The following is a 19766-nucleotide window of genomic DNA, read 5'->3' on the forward strand; positions in this document are numbered from 1 at the left end:
ACTCGTGCAGCGAGGGCGGCAGCAACCAGCCCTGATCCACATCCCAGGAGCGAAACACCTTGGCCATGAGCCAAGTGAATCACCCTCCGGCCCCGCCGTCGAGAGGATTACTCGGACGCGCTCCTAGGAGTGGCACCGCCCGAGAGAGGCAGGCCCGTCCCCCGATCTGATCACGGGGTGACGGGTGCGTCGTCCATCTCACCAGCGAACCGGTCCTAAGCCTGGCTTGAGGGGCAATATGGCTGGGGTTGGTTACTCAACCGTCAACGATTTTCCGTCCACCGCTTGTCGCGGCTAGGGTTTTGCGCTGCCCTTTATGGGCCTGTCCGACGAACATCCGACTAAGCGCCATGCGCTGTCGGGAAGAAGCTCGTTCTGATCTCGGGAACGGAACGCATCCCAATAATAGAACCCGGCTGTCAGTTCGGGGGTCACAAGGAAGGGGGCTGCGCCCTTCTCCTTGGAAGGCGCAAAGTCCGGCCCGAATTCCATCATGACGCTATTCGGAGCGTCCTTGCCGGCCACGGTGACGTAGGTGCGGGCCAGCCCGTTCGAGTACGTGAGCTTGAAGGGATAAACGGCTCGGGCCTTACCCTTAGAGAGGATCAGAAAGCCACCATCCTGTCCTGCGAACCGAAGTTCATGGGTTGTCGTCGTAGTGCCGCGATAGACGCCAGAGCCGTTCGGACATTCGAGCGCGGCCGATGGGGTGCCTGCAACCGCAACGGCCACGAGGACGCTCGCCGCCAATAACCGGTTCGTAGGTGCAGACTGCTCACTCACCGGCTAGCGCCTCTCCATCCCGAAGCCGCGTCGCGTCATAGCAGACGCACTCCCGAGTGCCGTCGCTCGTGAAGGTGACGCCGGCCGCAGCGAACGCGGTCCTGATCTTCTCAATGTTGGCACCCGAGCTGCGCAGAGGCCCAAACGCGGGATTTTCCATCCGCTGGATCGTTGGGAGAGAGAGCCCCGATTTCGTGGACAGATCGGCTTGTGACCAGCCAACCAAATCGCGCCCCGCCTTGACCATGCCGGCCGATTTCATGTTCTGCGCATCTTTCGTTATGTCTGACGCTTGACGTGCTAGACCTGATCCGTTATGTGTAGCGCATGACGGGTTCGGTGTGAACCCTAACCACTTGGGGTTCCCGATGCGCTACGCCAACCTCATTCCCCACTCGCACATCGCCCGCACCCCCGACGCGCGCCTGACCGCCGACGCCCGCCGCGTCTTCACCCGCGCGAAGGCGGCCGTGAATGTCTGCACCGAGAGCGCCAAGCACTTCTCCCGCACCGTTGCCCCGCTGACCCGTCGCGATGGCACCTTCGACCGCTCCGCCATCATGCGCGCTGCGATCCGCGCCGCTCAGGCCCGCATGGAAGTGACCGGCGACGCCTGGGGCGTGTGCATGTCCTACGCCCTCAAGGGCGCCTGGGCCGCCGCGAAGGCTTCCCGCCTCGTCCGCGCGCATTGAGGCCGGACCGATGGCTGCCGATCTGATCCGCTCCCCCGCCGTCCGCCTGCTGCACGCCCGGCAGGATCACGCGATCTGCCTTCGCCTCGCGGCTTCCTACCGCCACCGCGTCGCAGCCGGCGAGACCGACCAGCGCGAGGCCCATGCCTGGGCACTCGGCCTTGCCCGCCGCTGGCGCCTGCTCGCGACCGAGCTGAGCCAGCCCCGCGCTTCGCCGTAGCGAAACACCGAAACACCGAACTGCCGATCTCGCGACTTCCGCAATCCCTGAAACAACGAGCCCTTTGGAGCCCGACCGATGTCCCATGCCCTGATCCTGCCCGTTCTTCGTCTCGATGCCGAGCGCATCCCCTTCCATGCCGATCCGATCCTCGCGGCTATTGAGCGCCACAGCGAGGCGTGGAGCGTGTTTCAGGTCGCCCCCGAAGGCGAGGCAAGCGATGCCGCCGACGATGAGACGCACGATAGCCTCAACGCCCTACTCGCCACGCCCTGTGCGACCCGCGCCGGAATGCTGTGCCTGATCCGGCACCTTCGCTGGTGGCTGTCCGAAGAGGCGCCGAACGCCGCCGCACACTGCTGTCAGGGCGCCGCGGACTCTTGGGCCATTGCCGAAGTGCGTGAGGCCGAGCTGTCACGCTGTCTCGGTGTCGAGCCGATCCAGCGCCTTCCTCTGGCCCTGCCGTCCGGCCGGTTGATCGGGCCGACAATCAACCTGCGCCCGGTCCCGGCGCCTGCCCGCCTCGGTCGCGCCCTCGCGGCTGCCGGCGAGCTGATGGCCGCCGTGGCGCTCATCGGCGGCGGCTGCGTCCTTACGGGCCTCGCCTCGCTGCTCTGAACCCCCGAGCACCGGAAACACGGAAACCCTGAAACACCGAACTATGGAGCCCCTGAGATGCGCAATTCCGCACGCCCGCAGGCTGAGCCAACAGCCGCACACGCCGAACAACGCGACCGCGCCGCCCGCCTTCGCGACACTGCGGGCCGGTTCGCTAAGAGCCGGGACGATGCCGCCTCGACGCCCGAGCTTGCCGCTCTGCCCGCTCCGCAGGACGCCCCATCGCGGGGGACCGTTCCGGTGGCGGCCGACGCGCCGGAAGGAACCTACGCCCTCGAAATCACGGGCGAGGGCCTTGGCCTGCACGCTGATCCCGGAGCCGCGCTTATCGTGGTGCCCGAGATGCCGACCGGCGCCGGCCTCGCGGTGTTCTACCTCAAGGGCAAGCCCGGCCCGGTCGTGTTCGACCTGACGCATCACTTTCAACCCGAGTTCGCTCGGCCGTTCGCGCCGGGCTCCGAAGTGGTGCCGCTGATCGAGGTCGTGGAGCCCAGCACGGGGCGTCTCGGGCACCTGAGCGCCGATCGCGTTGAGCAGATCCATCGCGTTCTCGGGACCTATAGCGATGTCGATCTGCCCTCGAAGTATGGCCCGCGCCCGCCCAAGTTGCCGGCGATGAGTGAGTGCCCCGAGGGCATGGGCGAGCAGTACGTCAAGGATGCTGGCGCCTATCCGCTGGTTCGGAAGGGCGAGACCGTCGTCTTCGATCCGTCCCGGCGCGAGCTGATGCACGGCACCTTATGCGTGATCGAGTGGCACAGCGGCACCCGTGACGTGGTGCTGACCAACCACCGCCAGATCGGCGGCCAGGGCGAGCCGCAGTGGTGGGTCGATCCGGTCAATCGCATCGGCGCGGGGACGGTCTACACGAGCGATGGCCCCTACGACGCCGACCACCTGCGCCAGAAGATCGTCGGCACCGTCGTCGGCGTGCTGGTGCCTCAGCGGGCGTCACAGGCCGAGCGCGAAGTCTCAGCCGAGGCCACGCAGAAGTCAGTGCTGTCCGAGAAAGGGGCTGAGGTCTACGCCGCCAGAGAGCGCGAGCGCGAGGCAGCGGCACTGACCGCTCTACACGATGCGGACCTGACAAGCGCAGTGTCGCCCGAAATCCGGGCCGCGATCGTGCGACACGGCGAGGTCATGAACGAGACCCAGCTTCGGGACGGCGAGACCGACGAAGAGTTCGACCGCGACGCGGCGTTGCAGATCGAGGCTGAGCACGCAATCGCCGATGCTCCCGCTCAAACCCTGGCCGACCTCCGTGCCAAGCTGACGTACCTGTTGCCGCTTATGACGGACAACATGCTGGATCAGACGTACACGGAGCATCTGACCGCGATCCGGGAGGATGCGGACCGGCTGTGCCGCTCGACGCACCTTCCGGCAGACGGCGCCGCTGATCCCGTCGTCGCGGTCATCCAGGCTCACACCGCGGCCCGCGCCACCTTCACGGAAACCTGCAACCCCGCTGATGAGGCTTGGCGCAGGGAACAGGGCTTAGACACCTCCGAGCCCGCGGTTGCGCTCGCTCAAGCTGCTTGGGAGAACGCTGAACGGATCGAAGTCGAGGCATGGAACGCAGTCTTTGAAACGCCTCCGACGACACTCGCGGGCCTCGTGGCTGTGATCTGCCACGCCCAACGTTGGGCGCCTGAAAACCTAGGCGTAACGGGCGCAATGACCCTCGGCAGCATCCTTGGATCTATCGCTTTGAGCGCGGAAAGCCTGACACTGTTTCCGCCGACATCCGATCTTGAGGAGTCCGACGAGGCGGCACAGATCCGGCTTGCGGCCACACCGTTCACACCGACCGACAGGAACGGCCCCTGCCCCCTGCCTTCAAAGGCGGAGTGGATCGAGGCGGCGGACGGGTCGCTGCGGTGGCTAAGGCTCGGGTTCATAATGATGTGCGCGAGCCGCGAGGAACTGACGGCCGTCCTTCGAGACCAGTCCGAGGACGAGTTTCGCGACCTGATGAGCGGTCTCGGGGTGGCCGCACGCAACCTCGCGCAGATGGCTCGCCTCGCGCACGACGCTCAGAACCGCATCATCATCGGGACGGCCATCCTCGCGGAGGAAGAGCGGCTGTCTGGCAAAGGTGGGGAGGTCTGACCATGAGCAACGTCCTCACATTCGCTCCGCGGCCCAAGGTGGCCGTTCCCGTTGAACCGGCAACGATGACGGAAGCGGAAATCCGCACCCGCCTCGGCGAGGCCCTACAGACGGTCCTAGACGCCGCCGACCACATCATTGCCGTGCTGGATCGCATGGACGGCGACACCGATGCAGAGGACGGTGGGGACGCTGAACCCGCCCTGGCGGCTCCCGAGAACCATCACGGTAGCCAAGTCGTGTGGATGCGCGGGAATGATGCGGACCGCGAGGCCGAGGCCGTGGAGATCCTATTGCCAGTTGTGCGTGTCAGCCCTGTACCGAGGTTCCGGCCCGCCGACATCGCGTCCGAGCCTCTGGCCTGGGGCGGCCACGGCAACGTCGTGGCGGCTGCCGGCGTGGCGCTGCTCAACATGGTCGGGGGACATTGAAGCCCAGCCTTGCTGCGGCTCAGCCCTTCTTCTTGTAAGCCTCGATAGCGTCCCGGCATCCGGGCGAGAGCTTGGACATGTTCCGAGCAAAGCAGGCGCGCGTCTCAGGGCCATCCTCAGGCGGCAAACCACTGCACAAGGTCGCGAAATCGCCAGCGCAGAGCATCTGCATGGCCGCCTTATCTTCGGGAGCCACCGGAGCAGCCATGGCCGCGCTCGCTGTAAGCGCGGCAATCAAGAGGCCAACCCCAAAACGTACCGACATCAGGTTCTCCCGAGACACCCGGTGATCCGGGTCGAAGGCCAGAACGTTGGCGGACGTACCATGGTTGCGCTTGGCGATCTCGCGAACGCGGCATCCGCTCTGGCCCGAAGCCGAAGCTCACCCCCATCAGCAGCGGGAGGCCCTGGCACGGCGCGAGGCCGGCGAGGGCTGCGCGGAGATCGGCCAGAGCTACAACGTTCCGCGCGGCACGATCTCACGGCTTAAGCCGGCGGTGTGAAGGCATGGGATGCGCCCAGGTTGCGAACCTCGGCGCGTCCTTACCCGGCGAGCTTTTTCTTGTTGGCGCGAAACTAAAGCAACCCTCGCATCGTAAGGACTAGGAATGGTGCATGCGAAGAGTGCAGATTGGCTAAACCCCATTACATCTTTCGACGCAGCCGCTCTGGCAGGTTCAACTTCGTACTAATCACCGACGCGGGACGCCTCGAAGGGGCCGTTTTCGTCCCGCTCGAAGGTCAAGCATACGCTGAGATTGAGCGACAAGCTCGCGACAAGGTCCGTGCGCTGGTGGAGAGCTTCGTTGAGGCAACCGGCTCCACGCCCGATGCGGAAACTACGCCGCCGACTGAAGAAGAGACGCCATAGGGGCTCTCCAAGTTAGCTTGTTACCAGACATGGGATGTGAGCAGCCCAGCGAGAAACTTCGCGTGTGTGTACTCCACGCTGCATCCCGACCTCCACCGTTCAGCTACGGTCCTGGCAGGCCCAGGACACCCCATGCTCACCCTCACCTCGATCCTCACCCGCAGCGTCCTCGCGGTAGCGACCGTGGGCGGCCTTGCCGTCTTGGCGGATAGCGCGGTGCGGTCGCAGCTCGAACAGGCTGTGCGGGGCAATCTGAGCTTCGTAGGGCGTATTCCGGCGCCGGTGCAGGTTGCCCGTGCGGATGAGCGCTACGTCTCCAAGGGGCTGGACCGGAGCAGGCTTGGCGCCACCGTGCGGATGGTCGGTGCGGACAACGCGCAGTAGCGATCGCTTGGACTTATTTGAGCGCGAGCGGATGTAGGGACGGCGTCCCGCAGTATGTCTTCGAAAGGGGGCAGCCCACATACGTCCGACGATGCATCAGCGTCAGCGAGAAGACAGCAGTGTAGTTTCCGGTGACCGTCACCGGCCCGTGGCAAGCCAGGCAGCGTTTCACCGCCAGGGTGTATTTACCGTGTGCGTCCGCAAGGCTGACTGCGAGCCACTGCCCGTCAACCTTTACTTCACATGGTGTGGGGTCTGGCATCATCATATCTGACCGTATAATGCTAAACGAATAGTTCTTGATAATAGCCGATGCCTAGATCTTATTGCTGATCAACAATATCGGTTCCTACTAAGCTCGTTTGTGCGTGGAAGCTGCTTACAAATTTTTGGGGTTCAGTCATCCAGAGCAAGCGCCCGACAAGGTCATGGAGAGTGGCTTCGCCATGACCGTCAGATAAAGTTGCGGCCACCATTGTCACCGACCGTTCAATGGCCTCGGCGACTGACCCCGAAGTGATCGATACGCAATCGGTCCAGCGCCCCGATGAACCGGTCGAAACAGACGTGATGCGGAGCTGAAACGTCATCATCCTGCCGGGTCTCAAACTGCGCTGGGCGGCGACCATGGCCCCGCCGATGAGGGCGATGAGGCCCGTGAGCTTGATCGCCTGTATTGAGTTGGTTCTGTTCTGACATGAGGCTGCAGGGGGATTACAGCCTGCTGGCGCACGAAAGGTTTGGCTGTACGTCTCACGAACCAGCCGAGAAGCCACCTCGACGGGCCTTCGGATCAATCGATCGAGCGCCATCTACCCGGCACACAAGCACTCTGGTGCGGCCGGACCCGTCAGCTTGAACTGCCAGATGTTCAGTCCACCAAGCTCGCGGAGCCGAACCGAAGCGTCACCTCTCGCGCAGCCATGCCCAGACGTTCTGTAACGTCCCCTGACCATCGATCCGCTGGGCCACTCGACGCTCGGTACGCCAGGCTTGGGGTGGGACGCCGTAGCGGTTGCGGAAACTACGGCTGAGCTGCGAGAGGCTGCTGAAGGCGAAGACCTCGGCCAACCGGCCTAGGGTGCGCGTCTCCATTGGGTCTGCAAGGGCGTCGCGTACCGCCTTCAGGCGCTCGCCTTGCACGAAGTGCATCACGCCCCCCTCCGGCTCGAACAGCCGGTAGAGTGTGGCCCGCGAGACCTGCATCTGCCCGGCGATGAACTCAGGCGACAGATTGGGCCGCGACAGGTTCTCCTGCACGATCGTCCCGGCCAGCGCGCGTAGCCCGCCGTGGAGTTCGCAGCCTTCCAGCACGTCAGACGCCTGCGAGGGGTCAAGCAGGCGGCGCAGGAAGGCGACGAACTCATCGGCGAGAGCTGGAGCCTTGTCGGCGCGTGTGGTCGGCAATCGGCGGTAGATGTCTAGAATGCGCGCGGCCAGTAGCCGGTTGCGGGCCGCATCGAAGAGTAGACCGTGCGCCTCGAAGGGTAACCCGTGGAGACGGGCACAGGGTACGGCGATGCCGATCCCATCGGCTCGGTCGAGTATGCCATCGAGGAGGTGACGGCGCCCGATGAAGGTTACGGTACCCCGAGAGGCCGAGAGCGATTTACCGCCGACAGTGCCCTGGAAGCGGCCGGACCGGTAGATCTGGACCATGTAGTGGTCGGGACCAGCGTCGACACGGCGGCTGTCCCGCTGAAGCCGCTGGGTTGAAAGCCGCGTGCGATGACAAACGAGGTCATCGATCGGGTAGGCGATGTTGCTCCCGAAAGGCAGGGGCGCGGCTCGCGTGGTCGGACTGACCTCGTACATCGGCGCACAGAGACTCCGCCATCGCTCGAAGGCCTCTCCGGGGGGCAAGCCTGAGGTCGTCAGGAAGAAGTGCGGCAGGCCCACTTCAGCCGTCGTATCGTCCGCACCCAACGGGCCAAATCCTTCGCCATCCGACCCAATCAATGAAGGACGTTAGGCATGCGTCCCTTGGCAGGGCAAGCCAAATGCCAGTGTGCGGACCAGGGTGCGCCAAGCGATGGCCTATCGACCAAGTGAGGCCTAGGCGGCAGCTGCTCACTCCTCTCTCACCGTGTGGCTCAACCGGCGAAACGCCCCCGGCTAGTTCACGCCTGAAAGCGGCCTGAAAGCCTTCTAACGGCGATGCTTCGCAAGGATTTCTTGCATGGCTTCTGTGACCAGGGCTTCGATAGAATTGCCAGCCCGACCATGCTCAGCGACCAGCTCGCGGGAGAGACCGCGCACCTTTGCGATGAGATCCCGGTCCAGCCACACCGTGAACGCCTGTCGGTTCTCACGATGGTCACGCGCTTTAGGTATAGGTGTACGTAAACCTTGAGCTTGAAGTGTAGATTTAGGTTGAGGTGTAGGGTCCAGGATTGGCTGTTCTCCAACCACGAACGAAGCGGACAGGCTCGGCCGCTTAGCCATTCTGCTTCTCCGTCCGCTTGCGTTTCACCTTGATGCCCACCTGCTTTGCAACCCATCGGAACAGAGCGTCGATCTCCTCAGCCCCTTTCCCGTTGGGCTCGATCTCCTGGATCGTGCTGCCGTCGATCAAGCAAGACTTGTAGCCCTTGCGGTGGCAGATGAAGGGCGCACCATGCTCGCGACCGGTCGGGATACCGCGAGAGACGAACCCCGCAGCCGCCTCCTTCACATCCTTCTTTGCACCGCTCACATCCACATCAGTGAAGATGACGAAGTTCGGCTTGCCCAAGCCCTTGGCCATCGTGTGTGAGGTCGGCACGGCATCCATGTCGGCCAATGATGTGCGCGATGGGATCAGCACGAGGTCGGACAACTCAGCCGCTCGCTTGCCCATAATCTCGGCTTTGCCGGCCGTATCGATCAGGACCAACTCGGCTCCCTGCTTCTCGAACTCGCGCAATGTGGGCTCAAGAAAGTCCGGCGTCGTTTCAGGCCGAACGGGTGGTCCGTCTGTTTGCCTCCGCGTGGACCACATCCGGAGCGTGGCCTGAGGATCGGTGTCCACGATCGCGCTCAGAATACCAGCGTGGTGAGCAGCCACAGCGAGGTGCGCCGTGAGCGTGGATTTCGTGCTCCCGCCCTTCAAACCCAAGATCGTGACAACCCGCATCGACTCACCTCCGGCGCGCTTCCTAAACGGTGTAGGTCTAAGGTCCAAAGATACCGTTTAGCTTGACCTGTAGGTAACCCGTTTAGGTATGCCGTGTGCGTTTAGGTGTAGGTTTACCGTTTAGCGTACTTGTCAACGGAACCGAAGAAAGGTAACTTCCGATAATGATTATTCTCGGAAGTTTGGAGCCGGGACAGTCGCAAGCGACGTGAGAAAATGAAGCCTCGGCTATGTCGGCCGATGCAAGCAAGAGGGCAGGCAGGATGGGTGCGGAGAACTTCGCCGAGCAGGAGCGCCTGATGCAGCGGCTTGACCGCAAGTGCCAGGAACAGACTGAGCGCGTTCGCGACATGGTCCGCGAGGCCGGGCGACTGGATCTCCTCGCCGAGTTCGACCAAAGGCTGCGGGAGAGCGATCTAGGCATCACGGGCGCCCGCTCGACCTGGCACAGCATCTCGGATGCGCAGCGGCGCTTGCTGATCCTGCTGTCCAACGGATCGGCGAGCCTTCGCCGCACGAAGGGCGCGTCCTACGACGTAGTCTCGGAGGCCGGCTCTCGGGCAACAGGTATCCGGCTCGGCACGGTCAGGAACCTCGCCCGGCGGGAACTCCTCGAATGGACCGGCGGTGCGTTTGATCCAGAAGCCTCCGCCGCGCCGACCGAACGAATGGCCTTTGTCCTGAAGCACGGTCGCCCAGCGCCGGGAGCGCACTTCGACGGCTTCCGCCCGTAACTCAACTGCAGGAGTGGATCGCGATGGATATGCTGACGCCTCTCGAACCGGCCGCCGCGCCGGCCTTCGACTACGGCACCTTACCGGCCGAGGTCGCGCCTCACCAACGCGAGCGAGCGGAGCGCATCAGGGGCATGTCCCACACGGTCGAAACGGCCGGCGAGATCGGCCGCGAGCTTCTAGCCGCGCAGAGCGAGATGGACCACGGGCAGTTCCTCCCGTGGGTCACAGGTGCGGTCGGCTTGAGCAAGTCCACCGCCTATCGGTGCATGGACATGGCGCGGAGCTTCGGCCCGAAACTTCCCACGGTGGGAAGTCTGCCACTCGCCGTCGTTCACAAGCTCGCCGAGAAATCGACGCCTGAGCCGGTGCGTGCCGCCGTCCTGCGCCGGATTGAGGCCGGCGAGACCGTCCAGCCCGACACGATCCTCGAAGAGGTGCGCGAGGCGAAAGAGGCAGAGCAGGCGCGAGCCAAAGCAGCTCGCGAGGCGGCACGGCGCGCGGGCTTATCCAATGAGCAGCTAGAGAAAGAGGAAGCCCTGCGGGCCAAGGGTGAGAGGGGCCGACTTGCGCGCGAGCGGCGGAACGAGGAAGCCCGAGCCGAGGTCCGCACGGTTGTGCGGGAGAAGCGAGAGAAAACCATAGCTTCAGCGACGGCTCTCATTGAGCGCTTTGGCGCTGATGATGTTGCTACCTTCCTCGCCATGCTCGGCGTCGCCGGGAACGACATTGCGAAAGCAGCCATCGACCTTATCGATATGGAACGCGCGCGCGGCGTTGACGCCGTGCAGATAGAGGCCGGGAAAATCGCTCTGTCAGGGCGTCTCTATGATTGGGCGCTTGGGCCAGAGGACATGGCTGAAGCCAGAGCGCTCTCAGAAGAAATTGAGCGCGATGGCCTGCGCGAACCACTGCTGGTGCGGAAGGAGATCCGCGGAAGGGGATCGTTTTATGAGTATGAGGTGCTGGACGGCGTGAAGCGCTTCCTCGCCCTCGTCCGCGTTCTGAAGCTGAACGAGATTTCGGTCCGTATCGTGCCGACCCTTGAAGACTGACACTGCAATGGCCGATGCCCCAAGCCGTGCCGTCGAGGTTTCTGCCGGATCGGGCGCGAGCCTGCCGGCCGATGCTCTCGCCTTGGTGCGAGACTATCAGCGTGCCTCAAAGGCGAAGGCCACGGTGCGCGCCTACAAATCGGATTGGGCGGCGTTCACGGCATGGTGCGACGGCCATAGCGTGTCCTCGATGCCGGCCGCGCCCGAGACGGTTGCAGCGTTCCTCTCGCATGAGGCGGCAGCCGGGCGGGCCTCGTCCACGATCGGCCGGCGGCTTGCCGCCATCGCCTATGCGCACAAACTCGCCCACCTGCCGGACCCCGGCGCGCACGAGGCGGTCCATGCGGTCATCAAAGGCATTCGACGCCGGCCGGGAATGGAGATCCGACAGAAGACCGCCGCGACGGCCGAGGTGCTGGCCGCCATGCTCTCGCACGCCCCGCCTAGTCTCGCGGGGAAGCGGGATCGCGCCTTGCTCGGGCTCGGGTTCGCAGGTGCCTTCCGGCGATCGGAACTCGCCGCGCTGCTGGTCTCCGACCTGACCGACCACGCCGATGGCCTGCGCGTGCTGATCCGGCGGTCGAAAACCGACCAGGAGGGCAGGGGAGCGGAGAAGGCGATCCCGCACGGCCGACACGTCCGACCGGTTGCCTTGGTGCGGGACTGGCTCGTAGCGGCTGAGATCACGGATGGGCCGGTGTTTCGGCCCGTGTCGCGGTCGGGTCGGATCAGAGCCGAGGCCCTGACCGATCGCAGCATTGGGGACATCGTGAAGCGCTACGCGGGGGCGGCTGGGTTCGATCCGGCTGCGTTCGGCGGGCACAGCTTGCGCGCTGGGTTCGTGACGACGGCGGCCGAGCGTGGGGCCGACCTTGCTCGCATCATGGAGGTCTCAGGGCATCGCGATCCGAGGACCGTTCTTGGGTACGTCCGGCGAGCAAACGCCTTCAAGGATCATGCGGGAAGCGGGTTTTTGTGAACCATGCCTATTCGAAAAAATGGTTGATTTAGTTGGTTGTGTTGCTTTGCAGGCATCGCCTGTCCGATCACAACCGTCCAAGCCCCTTGTTTAGGGGAGACTGCCATGTACCGACACGTTACCGCTGTTCTTATCGCCTCGATCAGTCTGGCCGCCTGCCAGACCGCTACGCCTAGTCCACAGCAGGCAGCCGTGTTCCAGGAGGACGTCGCCCGCCTTCGTGCTGATCGTGACGCACGGCGCATCTCGTATACGGAGTGGGCGGAGCGCACGAGCGCGGCTGCCCGAGCGAACGTCACGCTTACCCCAGATCAGGAAGCGGCGATCGCCTACCGGACGCAGCTTGCCCGGCGCGTAGACGCAGGCGAGATGACGCCGCGGCAGTTCGAACGCGAGAGCGCTCGCACTCTATCTCGCGTGAAGTCGGGCAAACAGGGCGTCTAGCATCAGCTGGTCTGGCGGCCGATATTCTCTGACGCCCATCCGGCGAGAGCACCGCTATTTCTACCCGATCGACTGGTCGCAGCTTTCGGCCACGATCCGCTTCGGGCGCGCCGGTGGCGCCTGCGAGGACTGCGGGCGACCGCACGGGCGCCTCATCTACCATCTCGGCGACGGGCGCTGGTGGGACGCCGAGATCGGTGCTTGGCGCGATGGAAAGGGCAAGAGCCTTGCACGGCTGCCGGCGCTGACTGACTTGGTCGCGGGCCTGCGGACCACACGCGTGGTGCTCGCGGCCGCGCACCGGGATCACGACACCGCCAACAACACAGCTGCCAACCTCGCCGCGTTCTGCCAGCGCTGCCACATGATCCACGACCGGCCAGAGCATCGGCGCCGGCGCTGGCGAACGCTGTTCCGGCGCCGGGCGCTGGGGGATCTGTTTCGAGGGCCGTATCAGCTGCGTTGAGTGCCCAAACCGATCAACGGCAACTCAGTTCGGGATTGCGGCCACTCGCACTTGAAGACTAGCGGCAGCCTTCACGATCGACAGCACGCTGCGGCGGGTCGCTTGGTCGGAGATGGTGCCGAAGGTCCGAACCAGTTCCATCACCTCCGGATCTTGGAGCAGGTGCTGGATCGTCTCTTTGCCATCAGTGCTCTCAGTCGGGTCATCGAAGAAGGTCGAGACCGGCACATCGAGGAAATCGGCGATCGCCTGAAGGCGGGCGGCGCCGACGCGATTACGGCCCTTCTCGTACTTCTGGACTTGCTGGAACGTGACCCCGAGAGCCTGCCCGAGCGCGGTCTGGCTCAGGCCCTGCGCAGTCCGATGCGCCGCGATGCGGCTTCCGATAGAGCGGTCGCCGTCGGTGGTGAGCTTCGGCGCATGGGTGAGGGTCATCTAGGCAGTCACTTTCGAGTTGGAGGTAGCCCGGCAAGCGTCACTGCTATCCCGAACACAACCCAATACGCATTGCGCACGATTGAGTTTCGTTACCGATATCAATCCTGGGTTGCAAGAGCGGCATGGCTTGATTTTCGCCCCACTGACCGTTTTGTGATCCGTGCTCGCCAGAACTGGATCTGCGCTCGTCCTCCCGATGCGGGGAGCTTAAGTGGAAGCCGAGTCCGATACAGTCTGCTGCTGCATTGCGAAATTGGGCACGCCCAAGGATTGCAACGATCGGGCTTCTCGGTTGTGGTGGGCGATGCAACTTCTCACGGAGACAGTCCATGCCAGCATCTTTGCAGTCCGTCCTCGATGCGTCGGGCTACCTCGGCACATGGGAAACTGATCTCCGTACGCAGATTGTTGAACTGACAGGCGCGCTCCCCCGCGTGCTTGCCGTCGATGAGACGCAAGGTGCATCGGGAGTACCCGTCTCAACGCTCCTGGAAGGCGTCCATGTGGCAGATCGCGAGCGTATCGCTCACCTCATGCACAAGGCTCACAGCAGTGCAGGACGTTTTGAAGCCGAGTTTCGCACCTGCGATCGGGAAGGTGGTGTTCACTGGATCGCCGCGCGTGGGCGCGTCGAGACTGATCCAACCGGCCGAGGTATGCGCTGTATCGGGCTGATGACAGACCTGACGGAGGCCCGCCGAGACGGCCAGGCTGCGAGCGATCATACGATGCAAACGATCGACCGGGTCGTCGATGCGCTCATGGCGCTTCGATCTCTGACCAAGGAGCTAGGCTCGCCGATCCTGCCGACCTTGATCAACGTCATGCTGCTCGAACTCGGAACGATCCTCGCCAAAAGCGTGGGATCGAGCGTCACTGACAGCGTGCACTGACGAGAGTTTGGTTAGCTGTCTGGTCCCGGCATCTCGGGTTCTGGCCGGTGGCTCAGATCGAGTGCGGCAGCAGGATCAGGCTTCGCGATCGGGACACTTTCTACCAGCACCTTCACCATGTCAGCGCGGCTTTCGAGCATAACGGCCGGCGGCTCACCAACGATGGCCTTCCAGGCTTCCACAAACTCCTTCTCGGATATCTCGTCGATGGCATCCGGTTTCGCGGACGTGGGGTTGGCTTGATGGAGATCGGCGCTCGTCATGCTCTGCGTACGAGGCGGGCGCTTGGCAAGTTTCGCAGACAGGTCGCTTGAGGTTGTGAGCTGATCGAGCAGCCGGGTCGGCCCCGCCGCCCGATCCGATCACGGGCTGGCGGGGGAGGTCGTATCCCCACGACCATGAGCTGGTACGCGACGCAGTTCACCATCGCAGGATGCCTGCGCCGGGTTATGGGCCTACCACCAAAGCATTGGCCAGCGGTGCCAGAACAGGGCGCTGAGCAACGTTACGCCGTCTCGGCGACCTTTTCCGCCCAGGGGCCTTCGGGGCCGACTTGGGGGCTTCCACGGCCTCGCTACAATCTAGGTACAAGTGTGGCGGCTATGGCACAACAATCTGGCTGAGATAAGCTTATCCGTACCCCAGATCGAGCAATCTGAAGGGGTTCAGGCCATGAAGAAGCTTCTTACGACACTCGCTGCCTTCACGGCGCTGACCGCCGCCGCTTCCGCGGCCGACCTTCCGCGTCGCGCGCCCCCGCCGGTGTTCACGCCCGTCCCGGTGTTCACCTGGACCGGGTTCTATGTCGGCGTGAACGCTGGCTACGCCTTTACCGAGAGCGACACGATCCGGACCACCGGGATCAACAACCTCGGCGCCGTCGGCACCGCGACCGCGCCGGCCAACCTTCAGACCAACGTCGACCGCAACCTCCGCCGTCCGGCCGTCAACATGGCGACCGAAGGCTTCAGCGGCGGCGGCCAGATCGGCTACAACTTTCAGTTCACGCCGGGCTCCGGCATCGTCGTCGGCGTCGAGGCCGACGCGCAGTACACCGACCTGAGCCGCAACCAGGTCCAGAACACCACCAACACCGCCTTTAACCCGAACGTCCTGATCAACAGCTACCGCACCGAACTCAACTATCTCGGCACCGTGCGCGGCCGCATCGGCTACGCCTTCGACCGGGTGTTCGTGTACGGCACCGGCGGCTTCGCCTACGGCGACGTGACCCAGGCCATCACCTTCCAGACCGGCGCGCCGATCACCTACGCCGCCCGCCGTTCGAGCATGGAGACCGGTTACGCCTACGGCGGCGGCATCGAGTACGCGCTGCCCACCGAGTCGTTCCTGAACTTCTTCCGCGCCAGCGCCGTGACGATCAAGGGCGAGTACATCCGCTACGACCTCGGCAGCCGCAACCTGCTCGTCGGCACGACCGGTGGACCGGGCCTCGGGTACATCTCGCGCATCTCGACCGAGGGCAGCCTCGCCCGCGCCGGCATCAACTACAAGTTCGGTACCTACTAGGACTGCTAGGCCATTCCGTTGGCTTGAGCATCCCAGCCCGATCAGACCGCCCGCTAGGTCAAGCAACGCCTCAGGAGCAACCCTCCTGGGGCGTTCGTCGTTTACGTAACGGCAGCTCCAGTCATGTCCTTGAAAGACAACAAAAAAACGCGCCCTTTGAAGGCGCGTTTGAGTTGTATATTGGCAGATGGAATAGGACCATCTCCATCATACCCGTATTAGGCCGATGGACAATACATCGGCCTACAAAGCATAGCTTAAAGTTTCAGCAAGGTCGTGGTCCGCGGCTTTGCCAAGAGTGTATGACACGGCGATGTTCAGGAACGTGCCGCTGAGCGACCTTCAGGCTGGCTCGGCGACCTTCTTGCGGCCGCGGGCCTTCGGAGCTGCCTCAGGCGCTTCTACGCCTTCAGGAACCGCTTTCCGACGCATTTGACCAAGGCCAAAGGAATGGGCGAGCGCGGACCGCTGTGCCGAGTAAGAGGCCGATGTCATCGGATAGTCGGCCGGCAGGCCGTACTTTGCCCGGTAGCCGTCGACAGTCAGGCCACGCATCGTCAGGTGGCGGCGCAGCGTCTTGTAGGACTTCCCGTCCTCGAAGCTGATCAGCGCATCCGGCGTGATCGACTTGCGGATCTGCCCGGCGGTTAGCTTCTCGGGACCAGCAGGCTCTGCGGGGGCTTCCTTGCCGAGAGCAGCCAGGGCGGCATGCACGCTGGCGATCAGACCCGGAAGCTCGGAGACGGGCACGTTGTTGTTCGAGACGAAGGCGGACACGATGTCGGCCGTCATATCGAGGTTGTCGTCAGGCAGCGCCTGTTCAAGTTCGTCCATGGCTCGCTCTCAATCACATGCAACTTGTAGAGGCAGGCACCCTGCATATATCTCGCTAAAGTGGAAGCCTAGCGTTGAAAATCTTTACGGATTTTCGAGCAATCCGATCCTTGCGTCAGCCTTTCTGAACCATTCAATGGCTATTTGATCACCATTCGGTGGACGAAGAAGCATGGACGAACCTACCTACCCGCGACAGTCTCCGCGCCGCGAGACGATGATCATTGGGGCGCTCCGCACGGATGACGGGGATGAGGTCCCCTGCGTGGTGCGGGATGTGTCAAAAGAAGGTGCCCGCATCTCGGTTTCGCAAAGGGAACCGCTGTCGGACTGCATCGAGCTCACTCTGCAAGGTTCTCAGCGATCCGTGCGGATGCGGATCGTATGGCGCCGCGGTGCGGATGTCGGTCTGTCGATCCTTGGTGTCACGAACCCGGTGACGGGTGAGGTCGTCAGGTAGAACCTAATCGCAGCCTCCCCTTCGACACGCCATCACCCGCCGAGCCTTTCCCGTCAAAGACCACAGGGGTTTGAAGGCAATCATGCCAACTTACCGATTAGAATGCATCTTGCGCTTCTATGATGGACGCTCTGGATCGGCGGTGGACGGCCGCAATATACAAGCGATCTCTCCTATGGAAGCCATTGCAATTGCAAAAATGCATGACTGCAACAAACCATCTATGTTTCTATCGATGGCTTCGCTATACAATTCGCGTCAAGATATAATTTGGTCTTTCAGATCAGATTTCTCTATGCATTCAAGTCCAAAACCCGCAACAAACTAAAACAACCTGTGCCTTCGGTAGTGTGCCGTATCACCCACTCGTCGACCGTTAGTTCCGGCCCGGTGATGCATAAGGCTTCTTGCAGTCGACCGGCATGAGCGCGGTTTCCTCACCGAGAGGTCCGCCGAGCACCACGAAAACGCCGTTCACCCGCTCACGCTCGCCTTTCGGTGAACGGATCTTGGGATTGATCTGCTTGACGCGCTCGGGCGTGGCGTCCGCCGAAACGCCGGAGTTCGCAGGCATGCCGTAGCGACTGTACGTCTGCACGATGACGTACCTGCGCCCATCGCCTTCGATGAGCACTTTGACGTAGCCGTCCGGCTTGAAGTCGTTCACCCCAGGGCCGTGCAAGCGCCAGAAGCGGCTCTCGACCTTCAGGACACGGAAGCGACCGCCTCCAAGAACTCCCGGCGCATCAGTCGCCAGTTCAAGGCCGTCTAGCTTGCAGCCGAGCACCGGATCGGCGACGGCCACGTCCAGAGTCAAAGCTACTGTGAGGAGGCCGATCATCAACGATGAGCGAGTCCCCATGAGCGATAGCCCTAAGCCAACCGATCGACCGCCGGAGGTGATCGCCATCGGCATGGTCCAGGATGCCGAAGCGTATCGTGTTGCGGCCTTGCGCACGCATCCTGAAGGGTCGCCGCATCGAGACAACAACCTGACCGCCCCGGCGTGGCATCTCCTCTGCCATTCGGCCGAACTGGCCTTGAAGGCATACCTGTTGAGCGGCGGCGCTGACCCGAGCGCCAGGAAGGGCGGCGTCACGCACTCGTCCATCCGACACAACCTGTCAGGGCTGTTTGAGCTTGCCATCGAGCGCGGATTTAAGCCGCCAGATGAGGAATTCGGCGACCTCATGGAATGGCTCAGCCCGTACCATGGCGCCCACGCCTTCAGGTACAGGCGGACAGGGATGATAAGGCTTCCGGCCCCGTTCTTCATAGCCAACATCCTGGAGCCGGTGATTGCGGATATCGCACGAACGGTCCGGGCAAGGTGGATGGCTACCCAAAAATAAGGCTCTCAGTGCAGCGGTAGGGAACGGGTCGTGGCCGCTGCTGATCTCTCCGCCATGGCCCTACTCTCCAGATCCACGGCGAGAAAGCCGTCTAGCGGGTCACGGGTGCGGTTGGCCTTCAGGTAGGCGGCTCGCGCTGCTGCGGCGAGGCTGCCGTGCTCGGCGATGGCCTCTGCCTCGATCTCGGCGTCCATCGCTACGGTCTGTGCCTCCGTGGGGGCGGGCTCCGTAGCGAGGATGGCAACCCAATCCTCGTGGCTCCTCTGCTTCGGGGCGATGGCCTGCTCGACCTTCGCTAGGCGGGCCTCAAAAGTCCGGCTCATGGGTGTGCTCCGTGAAGGGTGGCGGGCTGACCGGTCAGGACGATCACAGGCCAGCCGTGGCGATGGCGCCCGGCGGCAACTGCCTCGGCGAGCTGCAGGGCGGCATCCTCGGCATCCCGCGCCATGATGACGACGGCCTGCAGGGGCGTGCTCGGGGCGTGCTTCGCTTCTAGGCGCAGCAGTCGGCGTTCCATGTCACGCAACATTGTTACGTCCCTCCTCGATGGCTGCAAGGCGCTTCTCAAAATCGGTGGCCTTGATCGCCTCGACGTGGGCCATCACCAGCTTGCCGAACTCGGCGGCTTCGCCCGGCGTGATCTCGCCGTCGGCAACCGCCTGCAGCATGGCGCCCGTGGCCTTGGCCGCGTCGGCCGCAGTCTCGATCTTGGGGATGTCGAACGACAGGATGCGATCCTTCCGCGGTGGACAGAGCCGGTCCATGCAGAGCCGCATCGCCGGCCCATCACCGTCCAAGGCCATCTCGATCGCCTTGCGGGTCAGGGCCTCGGCCTCGCCGTCCAGCAGAGCTTCCATCGCCAGCGTCACGCGGTTGCGGGCGCCCTTGGGTCGCCCCGCCGCATTCCCACTCTGCCCGCGCTCGAAAGTGTTGCCTCGTGCTGTCATGACCAATTCTACACGTTCGCCGCGCAAATGGCGCGAGTGGGTAGGGCAATCCTGCTGCCTGTTAATACAGGAAAAGAACAGAAAAGGCGCATCTGTTGATCCTTCAATACCGGCCGAAGGTGCTGGCGGGTTCGGCCGGCGTTGGATACGGCGCCTCGACTGTCGCAAGCATGTGCTCGACGGTTCCCATGGTCGCGCTCGCCACGTCGCGGACGCAGGCGCGAATGACCGGCAGCACATCGGGATAGTTCTTGGCGAGGTAGTCCATGCGAGCCGGCATGGCCTGCGCTGGGCACACCGTGCATTCGATGCTGCCGGGGTAGCCCTCGGCATACTGTGGAGGCAGCTTCAGGTCATGCTGAGCGACGTAGGCGAACACGTCGGCTGCGGACCAGTCTGTGAGGGGTA

27 protein-coding genes and 1 pseudogene are annotated in these 19766 nt (G+C 63.5%); 14 read left to right on the plus strand and 14 right to left on the minus strand.

Annotated features, from left to right (window positions below):
* Positions 1-294 precede the first annotated feature (294 nt).
* Complete coding sequence (locus FV226_RS22550) at positions 295-732, minus strand: hypothetical protein (RefSeq protein ID WP_187278825.1); 438 nt, start codon at positions 730-732, stop codon at positions 295-297.
* Positions 733-775: 43 nt separating this feature from the next.
* Entirely contained in the window at positions 776-1045 is a 270-nt protein-coding gene (locus FV226_RS22555; protein WP_187278826.1) for a helix-turn-helix transcriptional regulator, read from the minus strand.
* A gap of 106 nt (positions 1046-1151) precedes the next feature.
* Here FV226_RS22555 and FV226_RS22560 point away from each other — a divergent pair, with 106 nt between their 5' ends.
* The 5 genes from FV226_RS22560 (at position 1152) to FV226_RS22580 (ending at position 4856) form a co-directional block, all read left to right on the plus strand.
* A complete protein-coding gene (locus FV226_RS22560) occupies positions 1152-1475 on the plus strand; it encodes a hypothetical protein (protein WP_147764648.1) in 324 nt (107 codons plus the stop codon).
* A gap of 10 nt (positions 1476-1485) precedes the next feature.
* The gene (locus FV226_RS22565) at positions 1486-1695 is read left to right on the plus strand and encodes a hypothetical protein (RefSeq protein ID WP_147764649.1); all 210 of its coding nucleotides are present in this window, start codon (positions 1486-1488) and stop codon (positions 1693-1695) included.
* 78 nt (positions 1696-1773) lie between these two features.
* Complete coding sequence (locus tag FV226_RS22570; RefSeq protein ID WP_147764650.1) at positions 1774-2313, plus strand: hypothetical protein; 540 nt, start codon at positions 1774-1776, stop codon at positions 2311-2313.
* A gap of 57 nt (positions 2314-2370) precedes the next feature.
* Positions 2371-4425 carry a hypothetical protein gene (locus FV226_RS22575; protein WP_147764651.1) on the plus strand — a complete coding sequence of 685 codons (2055 nt, stop codon included), beginning with the start codon at positions 2371-2373 and terminating at the stop codon, positions 4423-4425.
* 2 nt (positions 4426-4427) lie between these two features.
* A complete protein-coding gene (locus FV226_RS22580) occupies positions 4428-4856 on the plus strand; it encodes a hypothetical protein (RefSeq protein ID WP_147764652.1) in 429 nt (142 codons plus the stop codon).
* A gap of 19 nt (positions 4857-4875) precedes the next feature.
* Here the strand turns inward: FV226_RS22580 and FV226_RS22585 are convergent, their stop codons facing one another.
* Positions 4876-5121: a hypothetical protein gene (locus FV226_RS22585; RefSeq protein ID WP_147764653.1), complete on the minus strand. Its 246-nt coding sequence runs from the start codon at positions 5119-5121 to the stop codon at positions 4876-4878.
* Between the two features lie 738 nt (positions 5122-5859).
* Here FV226_RS22585 and FV226_RS22590 point away from each other — a divergent pair.
* The gene (locus FV226_RS22590) at positions 5860-6111 is read left to right on the plus strand and encodes a hypothetical protein (RefSeq protein ID WP_147764654.1); all 252 of its coding nucleotides are present in this window, start codon (positions 5860-5862) and stop codon (positions 6109-6111) included.
* Between the two features lie 323 nt (positions 6112-6434).
* Here the strand turns inward: FV226_RS22590 and FV226_RS22600 are convergent, their stop codons facing one another.
* The 3 genes from FV226_RS22600 to FV226_RS22610 all read right to left on the minus strand — a co-directional run bounded on the left by FV226_RS22600 (position 6435) and on the right by FV226_RS22610 (position 9226).
* The gene (locus FV226_RS22600; RefSeq protein ID WP_147764656.1) at positions 6435-6740 is read right to left on the minus strand and encodes a hypothetical protein; all 306 of its coding nucleotides are present in this window, start codon (positions 6738-6740) and stop codon (positions 6435-6437) included.
* A 277-nt stretch (positions 6741-7017) separates the two neighbouring features.
* On the minus strand, positions 7018-8037 hold the full coding sequence (locus FV226_RS22605; RefSeq protein WP_147764657.1) for a helix-turn-helix domain-containing protein: 1020 nt from the start codon (positions 8035-8037) through the stop codon (positions 7018-7020).
* Positions 8038-8548: 511 nt separating this feature from the next.
* Complete coding sequence (locus tag FV226_RS22610; protein WP_147764658.1) at positions 8549-9226, minus strand: AAA family ATPase; 678 nt, start codon at positions 9224-9226, stop codon at positions 8549-8551.
* A 263-nt stretch (positions 9227-9489) separates the two neighbouring features.
* Here FV226_RS22610 and FV226_RS22615 point away from each other — a divergent pair, with 263 nt between their 5' ends.
* The 5 genes from FV226_RS22615 to FV226_RS22635 all read left to right on the plus strand — a co-directional run bounded on the left by FV226_RS22615 (position 9490) and on the right by FV226_RS22635 (position 12904).
* Complete coding sequence (locus FV226_RS22615) at positions 9490-9960, plus strand: hypothetical protein (protein ID WP_147764659.1); 471 nt, start codon at positions 9490-9492, stop codon at positions 9958-9960.
* Between the two features lie 23 nt (positions 9961-9983).
* A complete protein-coding gene (locus tag FV226_RS22620) occupies positions 9984-11015 on the plus strand; it encodes a DUF3102 domain-containing protein (RefSeq protein WP_147764660.1) in 1032 nt (343 codons plus the stop codon).
* A gap of 7 nt (positions 11016-11022) precedes the next feature.
* Positions 11023-11994: a site-specific integrase gene (locus FV226_RS22625; RefSeq protein ID WP_147764661.1), complete on the plus strand. Its 972-nt coding sequence runs from the start codon at positions 11023-11025 to the stop codon at positions 11992-11994.
* Between the two features lie 105 nt (positions 11995-12099).
* The gene (locus FV226_RS22630; protein ID WP_147764662.1) at positions 12100-12438 is read left to right on the plus strand and encodes a hypothetical protein; all 339 of its coding nucleotides are present in this window, start codon (positions 12100-12102) and stop codon (positions 12436-12438) included.
* Between the two features lie 28 nt (positions 12439-12466).
* Complete coding sequence (locus tag FV226_RS22635; RefSeq protein ID WP_147764663.1) at positions 12467-12904, plus strand: hypothetical protein; 438 nt, start codon at positions 12467-12469, stop codon at positions 12902-12904.
* A 24-nt stretch (positions 12905-12928) separates the two neighbouring features.
* Here the strand turns inward: FV226_RS22635 and FV226_RS22640 are convergent, their stop codons facing one another.
* A complete protein-coding gene (locus FV226_RS22640; RefSeq protein ID WP_147764664.1) occupies positions 12929-13339 on the minus strand; it encodes a helix-turn-helix transcriptional regulator in 411 nt (136 codons plus the stop codon).
* A 332-nt stretch (positions 13340-13671) separates the two neighbouring features.
* On the opposite strand from FV226_RS22640, the gene FV226_RS22645 reads away from it, so the two are divergent.
* Entirely contained in the window at positions 13672-14235 is a 564-nt protein-coding gene (locus FV226_RS22645; protein ID WP_147764665.1) for a PAS domain-containing protein, read from the plus strand.
* A gap of 11 nt (positions 14236-14246) precedes the next feature.
* Here the strand turns inward: FV226_RS22645 and FV226_RS22650 are convergent, their stop codons facing one another.
* Positions 14247-14498 carry a hypothetical protein gene (locus FV226_RS22650; RefSeq protein WP_147764666.1) on the minus strand — a complete coding sequence of 84 codons (252 nt, stop codon included), beginning with the start codon at positions 14496-14498 and terminating at the stop codon, positions 14247-14249.
* A gap of 409 nt (positions 14499-14907) precedes the next feature.
* Between FV226_RS22650 and FV226_RS22655 the strand changes: the two genes are divergently transcribed.
* Positions 14908-15765 carry a porin family protein gene (locus FV226_RS22655; protein ID WP_147764667.1) on the plus strand — a complete coding sequence of 286 codons (858 nt, stop codon included), beginning with the start codon at positions 14908-14910 and terminating at the stop codon, positions 15763-15765.
* Between the two features lie 342 nt (positions 15766-16107).
* On the opposite strand, the gene FV226_RS22660 is transcribed toward FV226_RS22655, so the two are convergent.
* Both FV226_RS22660 and FV226_RS22670 read right to left on the minus strand, forming a co-directional pair.
* Positions 16108-16599 carry a MucR family transcriptional regulator gene (locus FV226_RS22660; RefSeq protein ID WP_147764668.1) on the minus strand — a complete coding sequence of 164 codons (492 nt, stop codon included), beginning with the start codon at positions 16597-16599 and terminating at the stop codon, positions 16108-16110.
* Positions 16600-17435: 836 nt separating this feature from the next.
* Positions 17436-17969, minus strand: a complete 534-nt coding sequence (locus tag FV226_RS22670) for a hypothetical protein (protein WP_147764670.1) — start codon at positions 17967-17969, stop codon at positions 17436-17438.
* Here FV226_RS22670 and FV226_RS22675 point away from each other — a divergent pair.
* The gene (locus tag FV226_RS22675; protein ID WP_147764671.1) at positions 17959-18411 is read left to right on the plus strand and encodes a hypothetical protein; all 453 of its coding nucleotides are present in this window, start codon (positions 17959-17961) and stop codon (positions 18409-18411) included. The two genes, FV226_RS22670 and FV226_RS22675, sit on opposite strands and share 11 nt — an antisense overlap.
* Positions 18412-18416: 5 nt before the next feature.
* Here FV226_RS22675 and FV226_RS22680 read toward each other — a convergent pair whose 3' ends face one another.
* The 4 genes and pseudogenes from FV226_RS22680 to FV226_RS22695 form a co-directional block, all read right to left on the minus strand.
* Entirely contained in the window at positions 18417-18734 is a 318-nt protein-coding gene (locus FV226_RS22680; protein ID WP_147764672.1) for a hypothetical protein, read from the minus strand.
* Positions 18731-18928, minus strand: a complete 198-nt coding sequence (locus tag FV226_RS22685) for a hypothetical protein (RefSeq protein ID WP_147764673.1) — start codon at positions 18926-18928, stop codon at positions 18731-18733. The genes FV226_RS22680 and FV226_RS22685 overlap by 4 nt, the downstream gene beginning before the upstream one ends.
* A gap of 1 nt (position 18929) precedes the next feature.
* On the minus strand, positions 18930-19358 hold the full coding sequence (locus FV226_RS22690) for a DUF5681 domain-containing protein (protein ID WP_147764674.1): 429 nt from the start codon (positions 19356-19358) through the stop codon (positions 18930-18932).
* Positions 19359-19461: 103 nt separating this feature from the next.
* Positions 19462-19766: pseudogene (locus FV226_RS22695) on the minus strand (hypothetical protein); the annotation flags it as partial.

The organism is Methylobacterium sp. WL12, assembly GCF_008039475.1.
Taxonomy (GTDB): domain Bacteria; phylum Pseudomonadota; class Alphaproteobacteria; order Rhizobiales; family Beijerinckiaceae; genus Methylobacterium; species Methylobacterium cerastii.